This is a genomic window from Massilia sp. DJPM01, assembly GCF_030348125.1.
Taxonomy (GTDB): Bacteria; Pseudomonadota; Gammaproteobacteria; order Burkholderiales; family Burkholderiaceae_D; genus Telluria_A; species Telluria_A frigida.
The window spans coordinates 76,736-90,332 of sequence record NZ_JAQOZV010000013.1; the positions used below are offsets into that span (position 1 = coordinate 76,736).

A 13,597-nucleotide genomic window follows, 5' to 3' on the forward strand; every position below is an offset into this window, starting at 1 on the left:
GAGCCGGCCGCGCCGCGCCAGGCCGGGCCACGCCAAGCCACCCCCCCGCCTGCGCGCTGTATCAAATCAGCATCAGTGCGAGGGATACCGGGGCCGCACAGCCCGCATAAGCCCGCGTGCCGCCGTCAAACCGGGCGCAGCCAGCTATAATCACGGCCTATGGGGGAACGTTATTTAAGGAGTGTGCGCTTGCTGGCCGAGTGCCTGCAGAGCTTCGAGCGCTTTTCGGGCGAATCGGTGCGCCAGTGCGGCTTGACGCATGCCCAGTTCGATATCATCGCCACGCTCGGCAATACACAGGGCATGACGTACAAGGAACTGGGCGAGAAAACCTTGATCACCAAGGGCACGCTGACCGGCGTGATCGACCGCCTGGAACAGAAAGGCCTGGTTGCGCGCGAACGCAACTGCGACGACAAGCGCTCGTTTTACGTGCGCCTGACGGCCTGCGGCGAGGCGGTGTTCCAGGATGTCTTTCCCAAGGTGGTCGAGCACGGCAGGCAATTGTTTTCGTCGCTCTCGGACACCGATTTCGATGCCATCGATGCCAGCTTGCACCAACTGAAGCAAGTGATCGCCCAGCATGCCGTTTGCCCCACATCACAACAACACAAGGAAGAAGATTGAAAACGACTCTGCTCGAAGGCAAAAAGCCCGCCCATTTTGACAAGCACATCATCGGCAACCTCCTGCTCAACGTGGCCACGCCGGACGAAGTGCGCCAGGAAAAAATGCTGATCGGCGTGCGCAACGAAGCCGGCGACATCTATCGCCTGATCGGTGCAACCAAGCTGAACAGTTTCATGAATGCAGTCGAGGAATTGTTCGACCTGGGCCTGATCGATGAGTTGCAGGATACCGAAGCGACCCAGGATGGCTGCGACGCGATCTTCAGCGAGCCCTGATCGCCAGGCCGTGTCCACCGGCCAGCCCCGTGAGCGGGGTGTCCGGGTGGCGCGTAGATTAATGCTTTAAAGCACGTTTTTACGACAAACACGGCTGGGTTATCGGAGTATAATTTTTTCATGGACAGACTCGAAGCGTACAAGAGCATCGCTGCTCAAGCAAGCCGGGGGGAACTGAGTTTTCCGACCAACGTCGACGCCACGCTCAAGCTGCAGCGCGCGCTGAACGATCCCGACTGTCATGCCGATACGGCGGCCCGCCTGGTACAGGCCGAGCCGCTGCTGGCGGCGCGCACCGTGGCGATCGCCAATTCGGTCGCCTACAACCGTTCCGGCAATGAAGTGACGAATGTGCGCACGGCCGTGCAGCGGGTGGGATTTCGCACCCTCAACGCGCTGGGCGCGGCGGTCATCGTGCGCCAGCTCGACAGCAAAATCACCGAACCTTCCCTGCGCGCCAAGGCCAACCAGTTGTGGCAGCACTCTGCCCACGTGGCGGCGCTGTCGCAGGTGATCGCGCGGCGGGTGGCCAATCTCGACCCGGAGACGGCGATGTTCGCCGGCATCGTACACGAGGTGGGCGGCTTTTACATGCTCTCGCGCGCAGATGAGTTCCCTGGCCTGTTCGAAGGCGAACCGGACGACTGGATCGAACATGGCGAACAGATCATCGGCCGCTGCGTCCTGCAACGCCTGGGCGTGCCGGCACCGGTCATGGCGGCCATCGAGGCCCTGTGGGTGGGCATGCGCGCGCTGCCGCCCGAAACCCTGGGCGACACCCTGTTGCTGGCCAACGACCTGGCGCCCGTCCCCTCGCCCCTGTACGAGCGCGCCGCTGCGACCTCGCGCCAGGCGGCCGCCACCATCGACTTCGTCATCGGCGATGGCACGCTCAACAGCATCCTGGAAGAATCGGCCGCCGAAGTGAGCAGCCTGACCTCGGCCCTGATATAAGCTGGCGGCGCGGCGTCCTGCCGCGCCCCGTTTTTCCCCGTGTAGCGATCCTAACGCTTTTCGTCCAGGCAAAAAAATGCCCGCTGTATCAGAGCGGGCGAAGTCCAAAACTAGGGATGTCCTGAAAGAGACAGTTCCACTATAGTCCGCCGTATGCCCCACTTCTGTGCGTGAACACACACAAGTAGAAAATTCCCCATGGAAACTTCTCTTGTTTTGACAGAAAGCATGCCCATTGGGGATGAAATCCGACAAAACTTTTCATAATGTTATCGCGACCAGTGACTTCATGAGCAAAACGAGCAGCAACAAGAGTCGGGCCAGCGGTAAAACCACGCTCGCTGCGGTGGCCGCGCATGCCGGGGTATCGGCCATGACTGCCTCGCGCGCACTGAACCAGCCGGCGCTGGTATCGGCGCCCGTGCGCGAGCGGGTCGAACTCGCTGTTGCCGAACTCGGCTACGTGCCGAACCGCGCCGCGCGCGCGCTGGCCTCGGCGCAGTCGAATGTGATCGTGGTGCTGGTGCCGTCGCTGTCGAATGCCGTGTTCACCGCCGTGCTGGAGGGCATCCAGGATGCGGTGGGGGCCAGCAACTACCAGCTATTGATCGGCAACACCCGCTATTCCGATGCCGAGGAAGAAAAGCTGCTGGGTATTTATCTGCAATCGAACCCGGACGGGATTTTGCTCTCCAGCCTGAGCCACAGTGCGCGGGTGACGCAGATGCTGGCCACCTGTGGCGTGCCGGTGGTGTCGATGATGGACCTGGGAAGCGCGCCAGGGCAGGTGTCGGTCGGGTTTTCGCAGTTCGACGCGGGATATGCGATGGCGCGCCATCTGATCGGGAAGGGCTACACCCGCATCGGCTTCATCGGCGCCCAGCTCGACGAACGCACCCTGCGCCGCGCCGACGGCTACCGCAAGGCGATGAGCGACGCGGGCCTGCTTGATGCGCGCCTGGAGCTGATGGTGGGCGAACCGTCAACCATCGCGCTGGGGGCCGAGCTGCTGGGGCGGATGCTGGACCAGGCGCCGGACTGCGACGCGGTTTTCTGCTGCAATGACGACCTGGCGCATGGCGCGATTTACCAGTGCCAGCGGCGCGGGATCGCGGTGCCGGGGCAGCTGGCGGTGTGCGGGTTTAACGATTTGCCGGCGTCGGCATGGATGACGCCCTCGGTGACCACGATCGGTACGCCACGCTACCAGATCGGGTTCGAGGCGGCCAGCCTGCTGCGCGCGCTGATCAAAGGCGAGACGCCGCCGCTGACGCGGATCGACCTGGGGTTTACGCTGATGGCGCGCGAGAGCGCGTAGCTCTGTTGGCGCACCCGTCGTGCCCATTAACGCCGCCGTACCCATTAACGCCGTCGTACCCATTAACCCCGTCGTACCCGCGCAGGCGGGTATCCAAGTTCCATGCGGACCAACGAAAACTTGGGTACCCGCCGAGTGCCGCCTTGGCGCGGGTACGACGGGTTATCGGGTGATCGGGTAATCGGGCAATCACGAACCACGCGCTCAGGGCACAAATACATCCAGCCGGTACTCCGCCCCCGCCACGACCCCGGTCATGCGCGCCTCCGGTAAAAATTTACCCTCATGCCTGACCATCACCCCCTCCACCTCCGCGCGCTCGACATGCACGTGAAAGCGCGCCCCGCGAAAATCGCGCTCCACATCCATGCGCTGCCACCCGGCCGGCATCTGCGGATTGATCGTCAGCCCGTCCACATCGCCTTTCAGCCCGCACAAGCCCTCGACAATGCAGCGGTACACCCACGACACGGTCCCCGTATTGAACAACTGGCTCGACCTGCCCGCCGTGCGCGGATACTCGCGGTGTGCGCCCCGGTAGTAATTGGGAATGAACACCGGCAGCTGCCCGCGCTGCCGATAGTCGGCATCGTCCGGCCCCGGAATCATTTGCCGCAGCAGCATGTGCGCGCGCTCGGACTGGCCGATGCCGTACAAGCTGAAAATGTAAAAAACCGCCGCGTGGTTGTACACCGCGCCATTTTCCGCCGACCCGGGGTGCTTCTGCGTCACCCGCCCGACATCGTCGCGCATCGCGCTGTACGGCGGCGCGAACATCGTCACGCCATACGGCGAATACAGCTGGCGCTCGACTTCGGCCAGCATGCTGGCCGTCTGCGCGCCATCGGCGGCCCCGCTCAGGATCGCCCACGCCTGCGGATTGAGGTAGATGCGCCCTTCCGCATCCGTGCTCACGCCGAACTTCACATCGTCATCCGTAATGCCGCGCGCGAACCAGGCGCCATCCCACAGATGCGCATTGGCCGCCGCATTCATCGCCGCCGCGCCGACGCGGAAGTGGCGCGCCTTTCCGGCCTCGCCGCATTGCTCGCACACGCCAGCCCACAGCGTGAGCGCGTACGCCGCCGCCAATGTCAGCCAGCCGGACACGCCGCGCCCCTTGTAGCCCACCATGTTCATCGGATCGCACCAGTCGCCCTGAGCGATGAACGACAGGCCGCGATGATCGCGTTCGGCCAGCAGCCAGTCCATGGCGCGCCCGACGCGCGCAAACGCGCTCTCGCCACGCCCCTGCGCATCGGCCACGGTTTCATCGAGCATGGCGTAATCGGCCGTCTCGTCGAGGTAAGCCTGCAAGCATACGGGCAGCCACACGCAATGGTCGGTGTGCGGCACCTGGTTGATGTACTTGAGCTGCGCGCCGGCCACCAGCAGGATCCCGTCGGGCATGGCGCCGGAAGCTTCCTGCTGGCTGAGCGCATGCAGGAAGGCGGCCCGCATCACGGATGGACGCACGAAGCTCATGCCCATATTGTCCTGCAGGTAGTTGCGCGTCTGCGGGTCGGTCGTGAGGCGGTTCACGTCGCCGTGGTAGAACACCTGGCGCGGCAGCCAGTGGTTGACGAAGTTATCCAGTTCCTTGTCGGGCGTGGAGATGCGCGCGCAACCGCGTCCGCCGGCCACGTAAGCCTGCGCCTGCGCGGCGGCACGGGCGAAGCCTTCTTCGCTCAGCCAGGTGCTGCGCAGGGCCGCGATCTCGGCGTCGTCGAAGGCGGGGCCGAACAGGAAACGGTACGTGCTGGCCGCGCCATCCGCCAGCGCCAGCCGGTATTGCACCACCGCGGCCGGCGTCTCGTAGCGCGCGTCGCCATTGGCCAGCGCACCGCGCTGCAAGGCTGACGGATCATGCAGGCCGCCCTCCCCTTCAAAGGCGGCCTGGTTGGCCTCCCACGAATCGGGCGCCTGCTCGCACAGGAAGAAGGTCTTGTCCTTGAAGTCCTTGTTCTTGAAGTAGTCGGCCACTTTCTGGTACGGCGTAACGCTGCTGGCGACGATGCCGCCCAGGTCGGCGCGGTACTCGGCCGACTGGTTCATCCACGACATGTACCCGATCGGGAAATACGGCGTCACGCTGATCCTGCGCGGGCGGGCGGACAGGTTGGTGACCTGCAGCGACCACAGTTCGGCCACTGCGTCCGGCGCCAGGCAAAGGCGCAGGTCGATACCGATGCCGAGATGTTCGACGTGCCACGCCAGGTCGCTCTGGCCGACCGAGAAGCTGAAGCGGTCGACCGCCGCGCGTACCGGCTCGTAGGGGGCCGAAAACAGCTCGCCCGTGTCTTCATCCTTCACGTAAAAGAAGCGGCCCGGATGGTGCGCAAAATAGGCCTGCTCCGGCTGCATGAAGGACTTCGCTTCCATGTTCGGCGCGTGCGCATACTTGGCCGGCTCCGGCTGCATGAACTGGGCCACCGCGTAACCGCGGCAGGTCACCTGGATCATCATCGTGCGGTTCCACAGGAAGCCGGCGGCGTGCGGCATCGCGGTCGGGCTGCTCAATTCGTAGCGGGCACCGTCGTCGGTGGGGCGTAACATAAAACGTCTCCGGAAATGGGTTACAGCGGCGCCTTGCGCGCCATCAGGTCGGCCTGGATGCGCCGCAGTTGGTGGCTGTCGAGGTGATAGAAAAACATGACCGCCACCGCCAGCAGCGCGAACAAGGCGGGAATGACGGACATCAGCCAGACGATGCCCGCTTGCGAGCCGCTCGACTGGGCCGCATTGGGCACGTAGCCGAGCGCCGTGAAGACGGCGCCGATCACGCCCAGCGCCAGCGCCGTGCCCAGTTTTTGCGAAAACGTGGCGGCGGCGAAGGTCATCGCGGTGGCGCGCCGGCCATTGCGCCACTCGTTGTAGTCGGCCGTGTCGGCGTACATCGAAAACGCCAGCGGCGACTTCGGTCCCAGCACCAGGCCAAGCGCGATCTGGAGCGCGTACATCGCGCCGATCTGGGTAGCGTCGACGAAGAAAAAGGCCGCGGAGAGCAGCGCGGTCAGTGACATCAGCACCATCATCAGCGTTTTCTTGTCGACCAGGCGCGTGATGACCGGCGTGAGGGCGGCACCGGCGGCAGCGGCGGCCATGTAGGCGGGCAGGAAGGACTTGAGCAGCTCGGGCCGTCCCACCACGTACTTGAAGTAGTAGGCGGCGGTGGTGGTGCGCAGGGTGATCGACACCATGATGATCAGCGCCAGGAAAAACAGCACCATCCACGGACGGTTGCCGGCCAGGTCGCGCAGGTCGTCGCGCACACGCGTTTTTTGCCGGGGCGGCGGCGCGATGCGTTCGCGCGTGTTGAAAAAGGTGAGCGCGAACAGCAGCGAGGCGAGCACGCCCCAGGCCAGCATGGTCAGCTGCCAGCCGCGCCGGGTCGCGTCCATGCCCTCGCCGGCGCCGAAAAAGCTCACCATGCCCGGCGTGGCGGCCGTGACCAGCATGCTGCCCGCGAAGGCGAAGATGAAGCGCAGGCCATTGATGGTGGAACGCTCCTGCGGCTCGGCCGACATCACGCCGGACAAGGCGTTGTAGGGGATGTTGATGCAGGTGTAGCAGACCATCATGAGCAGATAGGTGGCATAGGCCCAGGCCAGCTTGCCGTCGCCGCCGAGGGCGGGCGTGGTGTAAGTGAGCACGCCGGCGCCGGCCAGCGGCAGCGCCATCCAGACCAGATAGGGGCGGAACTTGCCGAAGCGGGTGCTGGTGCGGTCGGCCACGGCGCCGATCAGGGGATCGGTGAAGGCGTTGATGATCTTCACGACGAACATCATCGACGCGGCGGCGGCGGCCGAGATGCCGTACACGTCGGTGTAGAACATCATCAGGAAGGTCGCGATATTGGCCCAATAAAAATTGAAGCCCATGTCGGCGACGCCATAACTGATCTTTTCGCGCCACGGCAGCGGTGTTGCAATCAACGCAGACTCTCCTCGGTCGCCGGGGACCAGGGCGATGGCACCCGCACCCGATGGTAGCGCTAACATGCGAGCATCAAGTATGCCCACGCCCGGCATGAGTGTCAATGGAGAAATTGCCTAACCGGGGTCAGCGCTCTGACTAGAAAGATTTCTAATGAGAGCTCTGACTCCGGATGTAGGGCGATTCGCTGCCGGCTGAGGCGTTATCCGGCTTCGGTGTTTTTCCAGAGGTCGAGCTGGCGGATGCGGTCGAACCAGCGCATCAGGTTGGGAAAGTCGCCCAGCGGCAGGCGGGCTTGTTCCAGGTACATCAGCGGCGCGACGACGGCAATGTCGGCCAGGCTCACGGCCTCGCCCACCAGCCAGTCGCGCTGCGCCAGGTGAGCGTCGAGCACGGCGCCAAGCTTGCGCAGTTCGCCCTCGGCACGTGCCACCTCGGCCGGGTCGGCCTCGCCCATGCCGATCATGCCCTTCCACAGGTTCTCGAACGACAGGATGCTGACCGTCTCGGCGAAATGCTGGCTGCCCCAGAACAGCCAGCGGTTGACGTCGGCCCGCACCCGCGCGTCCTGCGGATACAACTGCTGGCGCGGCGTGATGTCGCACAGGTATTGCATGATGGCGCACGATTCCCACAGCAGGAAGCCGCCATCGTCCAGCACCGGCAGCTTGCCGTTCGGGTTGATTTCGTGCAGGCGCGTGCGGTCGCCTTCGCTCATCAGGTCGACATTGACGATGTCCAGCGGCAGGCCAAGCTGCTCGGCGACCATCAGCACGCGGCGCGCATTCGATGACAGGGAATGATGAAACAGGCGCATGATGCAGCTCCGTGAAAAGTTGTTGGAGCGGCCATGATAGAAGCGAATCCCGTCAGTTTCTGTCAGGAGTCGTCACTCATGCACATCTCGGCGCGCCAGCGCTTGATGAGCGCGCGCCGGTGTTCCGGATAGCGCTCGCCGTCCGAGGCGGCACTGGCGATGCGGTCGATGCGAAAGTGGCGGTTGGCGCCGCGCAGCTCGCACCAGGCGGCCAGCACCCGCGCGCCCTCGAAAAAGGCCAGCGCGAACGGCCACACGGTGCGCTCGGTCGCCACGCCGCCGGCGTCGCGGTAGCCGATGCGCAGCTTGTGCTGGTCGCGGATCGCTTCAGATGGCCGCCGCAGGCCCGGACGATGTTGCCGCTCGCGCCCACGTCGGGCGTGATGCAGGGGAGCACGCCGGCACGCCATCCAGATCGGAGATGGGCGGAATTTGCCGAAGCGGGTGATGTCGCGCGGGAAGAAAGCCTCGTCTGGTGTTACAGCGCCCAGTCGTTTGCCATCAGACGGCCGCGCACGTCCGGCAAATTGCTGTGCTCGATGACGGACGGCCGAGCCAGCAACTCCAGCAAATCGGCTTCGGTGACCCGGGTAGGGATCACAGCGTGGCTGAGCTCGGCCCCACTGTAGCTCATCAGCAGCGGCAAGCTGTCCGGGATGAAGTTGTCGAGGAAGTCGGCGTGATCTTCGAGGTCAAGCCAGAGCCAGGTATCGTCTTGCTTGCTACTCTGCTGCGCCAGCGTGTCGAAAACGGGGCCCAGGGCGCGGCAGGTTTCGCACCAGCTTTCGGCCCCGATGATCAGCACCAGCCGCGCGGATCTGGATTTCAATCGCGCCGCGATGACAGCGGCATCGTTCCATGGGTCCAAACGGGCAGATGTCATTTTTCCGTACCTCGGGAAATGATCTCATCAAGGGCATCCATCGCAATTATCTGCTCAGCGGTACTGGCGCGTACATTGAAAATCAACCACGATTGGGATAAGTTGAGCGTGTGGGCAGCAAGGGCGCGGATGCACTGCGGCGCGTCCTTGAGTAATGCCAGCGCGCTGGCAAGATCGCGCTGCTGGCCAAGCAGGACGCGCACCCCCCGCAATCGGGAAAACGGCTGCGTTGCCATGTAGGCGGCAAGCGCAGCGTGGTTCGGCTCGGGCAGGCCGTTGTCGGCATCGAGACGGGCTTGCGTTACCGGCCCGCTTGGGGCGAGCGAGACACTGTCATCGTCACTGACTGTCCAACCCATCCTGGCCAGTTCCATTCCAGTCAGTGTCTGCCATACCCAACCGGCGTACCGGCTGACACTTGGGTCCCGTATTTTATCGAGTGCGAACGGCAGGTAGGCCAGGTCGCCATGCGCAAGCACCATGGTGAGTGCAATGCGCGTGGGCAGGAGATTAAGCAGATCCGGGAGCTGGGGGGCGCCAATAGGCAAGACATGCGCGAGATACCTGGCCCAACGCTCAAGACGCCGGGATGCCTGCTGGCGAAACCATCCGCTTGATTTATCAAATTCAGCAGTTTGTTCAAGCAAACATGCCGCCAGGACAGCGACTGCCTGCGCTTTCAGATCGGTGTTCAGGCAAGCAATGCTCGCCTCTGCCCGAACCTGGAGGTCGTCGTCCAGCATGGCGATGCCCAGCAAATCAAGCGCGACAGCGTGGTCCTCATGCGTGAGCGCGGCCCGACAGGCTGCGGCACGAATGTGGGTGTTGGCATCCTCGAAGTAGGCGCTCAGTTTGCACGCGAGCGCGGAATGCGATCCGGCGCCACGCAAGGCGATCGCACGCAAGGCCGCCACTTTTTGCACTGGCTTTGCTGGCCGGGCAGACCATTTGGATATCAGGCCGATCGCTTGATCTTCGGGCAGGTGAAGCAAAGCTGAAACGAGGCCACGAACCATCCCGTCAGGCTGGTTCTGGACGCGCTCAACCAGCGTGTCGAGCGGATCGGTGAGGCCTAACTTACTGGCAAGGAGGACGCATGTGAATAAGTTTCCGCTCTTTTTCCAGCGATCAAACATGGATACGCAATGTTGAAATCCCGGCAGGCCAGCTATGGCAAGGCCATCCAGATGCGCGGCGAGCAGGTTTTCCGTGCGGATCTGGTCATCGAAGCGCCAATGATAGGAGCGTGACGCGCTGTCCAGCTGGGACCAGTAAAAAGCTGCATCGTCGGCATGGCGAACCAGTATGGGACCGATCACCGGAAATTCTCTATCGTGCATTTTCAAATGAATTGATTTCTAATTAAAAATTGAAAAATATGTATTTTGCGATTTCCCGAAAATGAGCGCGCACTTAAAAAATGACAGTCCATTTTCCTGCCTGGCAGTACGAGGCACCGCTATACCAGCCGAGCAACAAGGTGCCGCCCTTGACGGACATATACCCAGATGCGACCTTTACTTCGTCGCTAACGTCAGCAACCTCGAGTTTATCATTTTCGATGGTCCACAATCCGTAATCACTGGTGCACCAGACTTTGCCTTGATACCAAACCATTCGCTTGAAAGGCAGCGTCATGGTGTCATCATGAATTTTCTTCCACTTGTTGTCGCGGCCTTTGAAGGTAGCTCCTCCATAGCCGCTAATATATACAAATCCATCTCCTGCACAGCAAACGGAATATAAGCGGATATTGCTGGGAAAATGCACCCGTGCCCAGGTTTTTCCATCAAATTTCCACACATCGCCTTCACCTCCTACGCAATAAATTTCAGACCTGCCAAAGCCATCAATGTCTCGAAAGCCACTCGTGCTCCGATCAATATCGTATGAATAACTTATGCCTTGCGTAAGCGATATCCACTGATCTGGACCTTCGCGATAGCCGACCGACCGGCCGGTGCCAGCTATATAGAGAAGGCCCTCGATTGTGCGTAGTCGCGTAATCGCGCCACGGGCGACACCATTTTCCTTCCCGTTTTTCAGAGGCTCCTCAATGTCATCGTCGCCACCACCTAGCACATAAATATTTCCTTGGATGTCAGACCCAACGAACTGCTGTTTCGGCACCTCACTGACACCTGCCACGATATTTGAAAACCCTTCCAGTTCCGTGTGTGTCCATCGCTCATCCGGTGCAGCATTACGGGCATAACACACGATACGGTGCAACAACTCGTCCGATGAAGGACCCTCACCGCCCTTCCAATCGGGGCTCTTTGTATAGTCCTCCATCAGGGAAAAATAAAAGAGGTCATCGCTGCGCACAACACAGTCGACAATCTGATAACCCGCAAAACTGTATTCAAAATCACTTTCTGAAATTTCCACTGCAGTCCTTCAATGAACGGGCACTTAAAAAATGACAGTCCATTTTCCCGCCTGGCAATATGAAGCACCATTATAGCCGCCGAGCAATAACGTTCCGCCCTTCACTGACATATACCCAGACGCAACTTTTACTTCATCGCTGACGTCCGCAACGTCGAGTTTATCATTTTCGATGGTCCACAATCCGTAGTCGCTGGTGCACCAGACTTTACCTTCATACCAAACCATGTGTTGAAATGGCAGCGTCATGGTGTCATCATGGATTTTTTTCCACTTGTTGTCGCGCCCCTTGAACGTTGCACCTCCATAGCCGCTGATATAAACAAATCCGTCTCCTGCACAGCAAACGGAATGCAAACGGATATTGCTGGGAAAATGCAACGCTGACCAGTTTTTTCCGTCAAATTTCCACACATCGCCTTGCCCGCCTACGCAATAAATTTCAGACCTGCTAAAGCCATCGATGTCTCTAAATCCACCTGTGCTCCACTCAGTATCGGAACAATAACTCATTCCTTGGGTAAGCGATGTCCATTGATTTGCACCTTCACGATAGCCGACCGACCGCCCGGTGCCGGCTATATAGAGAACACCTTCGATCGTGCGCAGTCGGGTAATCGCGCCGCGTTTAATACCATTCTCAGGCGATTTTTTCAAAGGCTGCTCAATTTCATCATCGCCACTGCCCAAAACATAGATGTGACCTTGCATGTCGGATCCGACAAATTGTTGTTTCGGTACTTCACTAACGCCCGCAAGGATATTCGAAAACCCTTCCAGTTCTGTGTCTGTCCATCGCTCTTCCGGCGGCTCGTCACGGGCGTAACACACAATACGGTGTTTCAACTCGTTCGATGCAGGCCCCTCACCGCCCGTCCAATCGGGATGTTTTGTATAGTCTTCCACTAGAGAAAAATAAAAGACGTCGTCGCTCCGCACGGCACAATCGATAATCTGATAACCCTGAAAACAATATTCAAAATCGCTGTCTGAAATTTCCATTTCAACCTTTCTATTTTTTACGCCCGGCCTTGGCTCTAGGAGTTTTTGTTGGCACTGTCGTACTCGCCTGGGGTTTTTCTACCCTATTCACCTTGGGGTCCGGCTTGCCAGGATTTGGCTTCAATTGCGAGTCATTTTTACACTTAAGATCGTCTTTATAGTATTTATCGAGCTGCGCTTGCAAGCACTTTTCCGAGCAGTTCGGATTTGCTAGCCGTACCGCTTCAATTCCACGCTTACTCGCCTCTTTATAGGAAATCGCTGCGAGCCCTTTTTCTTTATATTCGTCAATCAAACGCTCCAATTCCTTATGCGCTGAACCATGACTTCCAACATGGTTATTCGTTCCCTCCAGGCATACCGTTGGCGCATTTTTATAGTCGTATTCATTACCGCATGGATTGCCTTCGACGTCAAACATCGCACTGGGCACAATATGATGGCCGGTTTGTCCAGGGCAACATCCCTGACCAGTAGTAGCCTGATCCTTTGGACTTAACGTTTCATCATACGGCACCAAAGAACATTTTCTTGCCTTAATACACGGATTAAAGTTTGCCTTTTCTGTCATCATTTCTGCAACAACAGAGGAAGCGGTGGTTGATTGTTTATCTGGCGACAGCAAATCCTGAATTTTACCCAGTTTCGGTTCGAGTAATTTGTACTTCGCCATCAGCTCATCTTTGATGTTGAGGGCAGCGATAGCAACCTTCCCAGCAGTCCAAGCTCCGTCGACAAAGTTCCAAATGGTGGTTCCCACCATCACAACTTCCCCTACAACCGGAACCACGAGCGACACTGCGGCGGCGCCAGTTCGCATTGCGGCTTTTTGCCCGTAGGCTAAGGCTGTATCTTTTGCCAATTCAATAACTTTTGCGCCTCCGCTTTCAAGTATGGCTTTGGCTTCCTTTTTTAGATCGTTTTCGATCTTTTGCAACTGTTCAGTAAAATGTTTGAACTCACCCGTTCCCATGGGTTTCAACCAAAGGCCGTCGCAATGCTCGTCCATCCACTGGGTATCGGGCTTGTCCTTATCATAGCCGTATTCTTTTTTAACCGTATCCTGAACAGTATCCAACGCGTTGTGGATCTTCTCCGACAACTGGCCCAACTTTGAATTCGTCTTAGGCGTCGCTTGCGATGATTTTTTCGACTCCGCTTTATCTTCGTCGCAATGTTTCTTGATGGCACTAGTTTCTTTTAGACAGTAGTGCCTTACCGTCCGATTGCTGAAGTAGAACATTGGACCGGTGTTAGTATTGCCAGCCTTGCCTTTGTCGCGATATCGTTTTGCTGGTTTGCCGTCTTGAGGTTTGGACGCAGGTTGTCCTGCATCGCTTTTATCTTGCGAACTTTTCCCTGTTCTGCTCTTCCGGACCCAATTCATGCGC

General features: G+C 59.6%; 13 protein-coding genes. 4 read left to right on the forward strand and 9 right to left on the reverse strand.

Annotated elements, in window-relative coordinates; all coding sequences use genetic code 11:
• The first annotated feature begins 159 nt into the window (after positions 1-159).
• The 4 genes from PO883_RS11060 to PO883_RS11075 all read left to right on the forward strand — a co-directional run bounded on the left by PO883_RS11060 (position 160) and on the right by PO883_RS11075 (position 3,177).
• Entirely contained in the window at positions 160-627 is a 468-nt protein-coding gene (locus PO883_RS11060; RefSeq protein ID WP_289309807.1) for a MarR family winged helix-turn-helix transcriptional regulator, read from the forward strand.
• Positions 624-905 (forward strand): hypothetical protein, encoded by a 282-nt coding sequence (locus PO883_RS11065; RefSeq protein WP_167093335.1) that lies wholly within the window; start codon positions 624-626, stop codon positions 903-905. The genes PO883_RS11060 and PO883_RS11065 overlap by 4 nt, the downstream gene beginning before the upstream one ends.
• Positions 906-1,025: 120 nt before the next feature.
• On the forward strand, positions 1,026-1,859 hold the full coding sequence (locus tag PO883_RS11070; protein WP_289309808.1) for an HDOD domain-containing protein: 834 nt from the start codon (positions 1,026-1,028) through the stop codon (positions 1,857-1,859).
• Positions 1,860-2,148: 289 nt separating this feature from the next.
• Entirely contained in the window at positions 2,149-3,177 is a 1,029-nt protein-coding gene (locus tag PO883_RS11075) for a LacI family DNA-binding transcriptional regulator (RefSeq protein WP_289309809.1), read from the forward strand.
• A gap of 204 nt (positions 3,178-3,381) precedes the next feature.
• On the opposite strand, the gene PO883_RS11080 is transcribed toward PO883_RS11075, so the two are convergent.
• From PO883_RS11080 to PO883_RS11120, 9 genes are all read right to left on the reverse strand, one after another.
• Complete coding sequence (locus tag PO883_RS11080; RefSeq protein ID WP_289309810.1) at positions 3,382-5,733, reverse strand: GH36-type glycosyl hydrolase domain-containing protein; 2,352 nt, start codon at positions 5,731-5,733, stop codon at positions 3,382-3,384.
• Positions 5,734-5,753: 20 nt separating this feature from the next.
• Positions 5,754-7,112 carry an MFS transporter gene (locus PO883_RS11085; RefSeq protein WP_289309811.1) on the reverse strand — a complete coding sequence of 453 codons (1,359 nt, stop codon included), beginning with the start codon at positions 7,110-7,112 and terminating at the stop codon, positions 5,754-5,756.
• 203 nt (positions 7,113-7,315) lie between these two features.
• Positions 7,316-7,930: a glutathione S-transferase family protein gene (locus PO883_RS11090; protein WP_289309812.1), complete on the reverse strand. Its 615-nt coding sequence runs from the start codon at positions 7,928-7,930 to the stop codon at positions 7,316-7,318.
• Positions 7,931-7,992: 62 nt separating this feature from the next.
• Entirely contained in the window at positions 7,993-8,340 is a 348-nt protein-coding gene (locus PO883_RS11095) for a YafY family protein (protein ID WP_289309813.1), read from the reverse strand.
• 68 nt (positions 8,341-8,408) lie between these two features.
• Positions 8,409-8,813, reverse strand: coding sequence for a thioredoxin family protein (locus tag PO883_RS11100; RefSeq protein ID WP_289309814.1), 405 nt, complete (start codon positions 8,811-8,813; stop codon positions 8,409-8,411).
• Positions 8,810-10,159 (reverse strand): hypothetical protein, encoded by a 1,350-nt coding sequence (locus tag PO883_RS11105; protein ID WP_289309815.1) that lies wholly within the window; start codon positions 10,157-10,159, stop codon positions 8,810-8,812. Before PO883_RS11105 ends, PO883_RS11100 begins: the two co-directional genes overlap by 4 nt.
• 67 nt (positions 10,160-10,226) lie before the next feature.
• On the reverse strand, positions 10,227-11,204 hold the full coding sequence (locus tag PO883_RS11110; RefSeq protein WP_289309816.1) for a hypothetical protein: 978 nt from the start codon (positions 11,202-11,204) through the stop codon (positions 10,227-10,229).
• 24 nt (positions 11,205-11,228) lie between these two features.
• The gene (locus PO883_RS11115) at positions 11,229-12,206 is read right to left on the reverse strand and encodes a hypothetical protein (RefSeq protein ID WP_289309817.1); all 978 of its coding nucleotides are present in this window, start codon (positions 12,204-12,206) and stop codon (positions 11,229-11,231) included.
• A gap of 10 nt (positions 12,207-12,216) precedes the next feature.
• Positions 12,217-13,593 carry an HNH/endonuclease VII fold toxin-2 domain-containing protein gene (locus PO883_RS11120; RefSeq protein WP_289309818.1) on the reverse strand — a complete coding sequence of 459 codons (1,377 nt, stop codon included), beginning with the start codon at positions 13,591-13,593 and terminating at the stop codon, positions 12,217-12,219.
• Positions 13,594-13,597 lie beyond the last annotated feature (4 nt).

What these genes read in the sequence shown, in the direction of transcription:
- PO883_RS11060 (WP_289309807.1), top strand. Translation starts at nt 160, where the DNA reads ATGGGGGAACGTTATTTAAGGAGTGTGCGCTTGCTGGCCGAGTGCCTG.
- PO883_RS11070 (WP_289309808.1), top strand. Translation starts at nt 1,026, where the DNA reads ATGGACAGACTCGAAGCGTACAAGAGCATCGCTGCTCAAGCAAGCCGG.
- PO883_RS11075 (WP_289309809.1), top strand. Translation starts at nt 2,149, where the DNA reads ATGAGCAAAACGAGCAGCAACAAGAGTCGGGCCAGCGGTAAAACCACG.
- PO883_RS11080 (WP_289309810.1), bottom strand. Translation starts at nt 5,733, where the DNA reads ATGTTACGCCCCACCGACGACGGTGCCCGCTACGAATTGAGCAGCCCG.
- PO883_RS11090 (WP_289309812.1), bottom strand. Translation starts at nt 7,930, where the DNA reads ATGCGCCTGTTTCATCATTCCCTGTCATCGAATGCGCGCCGCGTGCTG.
- PO883_RS11095 (WP_289309813.1), bottom strand. Translation starts at nt 8,340, where the DNA reads ATGGCGTGCCGGCGTGCTCCCCTGCATCACGCCCGACGTGGGCGCGAG.
- PO883_RS11100 (WP_289309814.1), bottom strand. Translation starts at nt 8,813, where the DNA reads ATGACATCTGCCCGTTTGGACCCATGGAACGATGCCGCTGTCATCGCG.
- PO883_RS11115 (WP_289309817.1), bottom strand. Translation starts at nt 12,206, where the DNA reads ATGGAAATTTCAGACAGCGATTTTGAATATTGTTTTCAGGGTTATCAG.
- PO883_RS11120 (WP_289309818.1), bottom strand. Translation starts at nt 13,593, where the DNA reads ATGAATTGGGTCCGGAAGAGCAGAACAGGGAAAAGTTCGCAAGATAAA.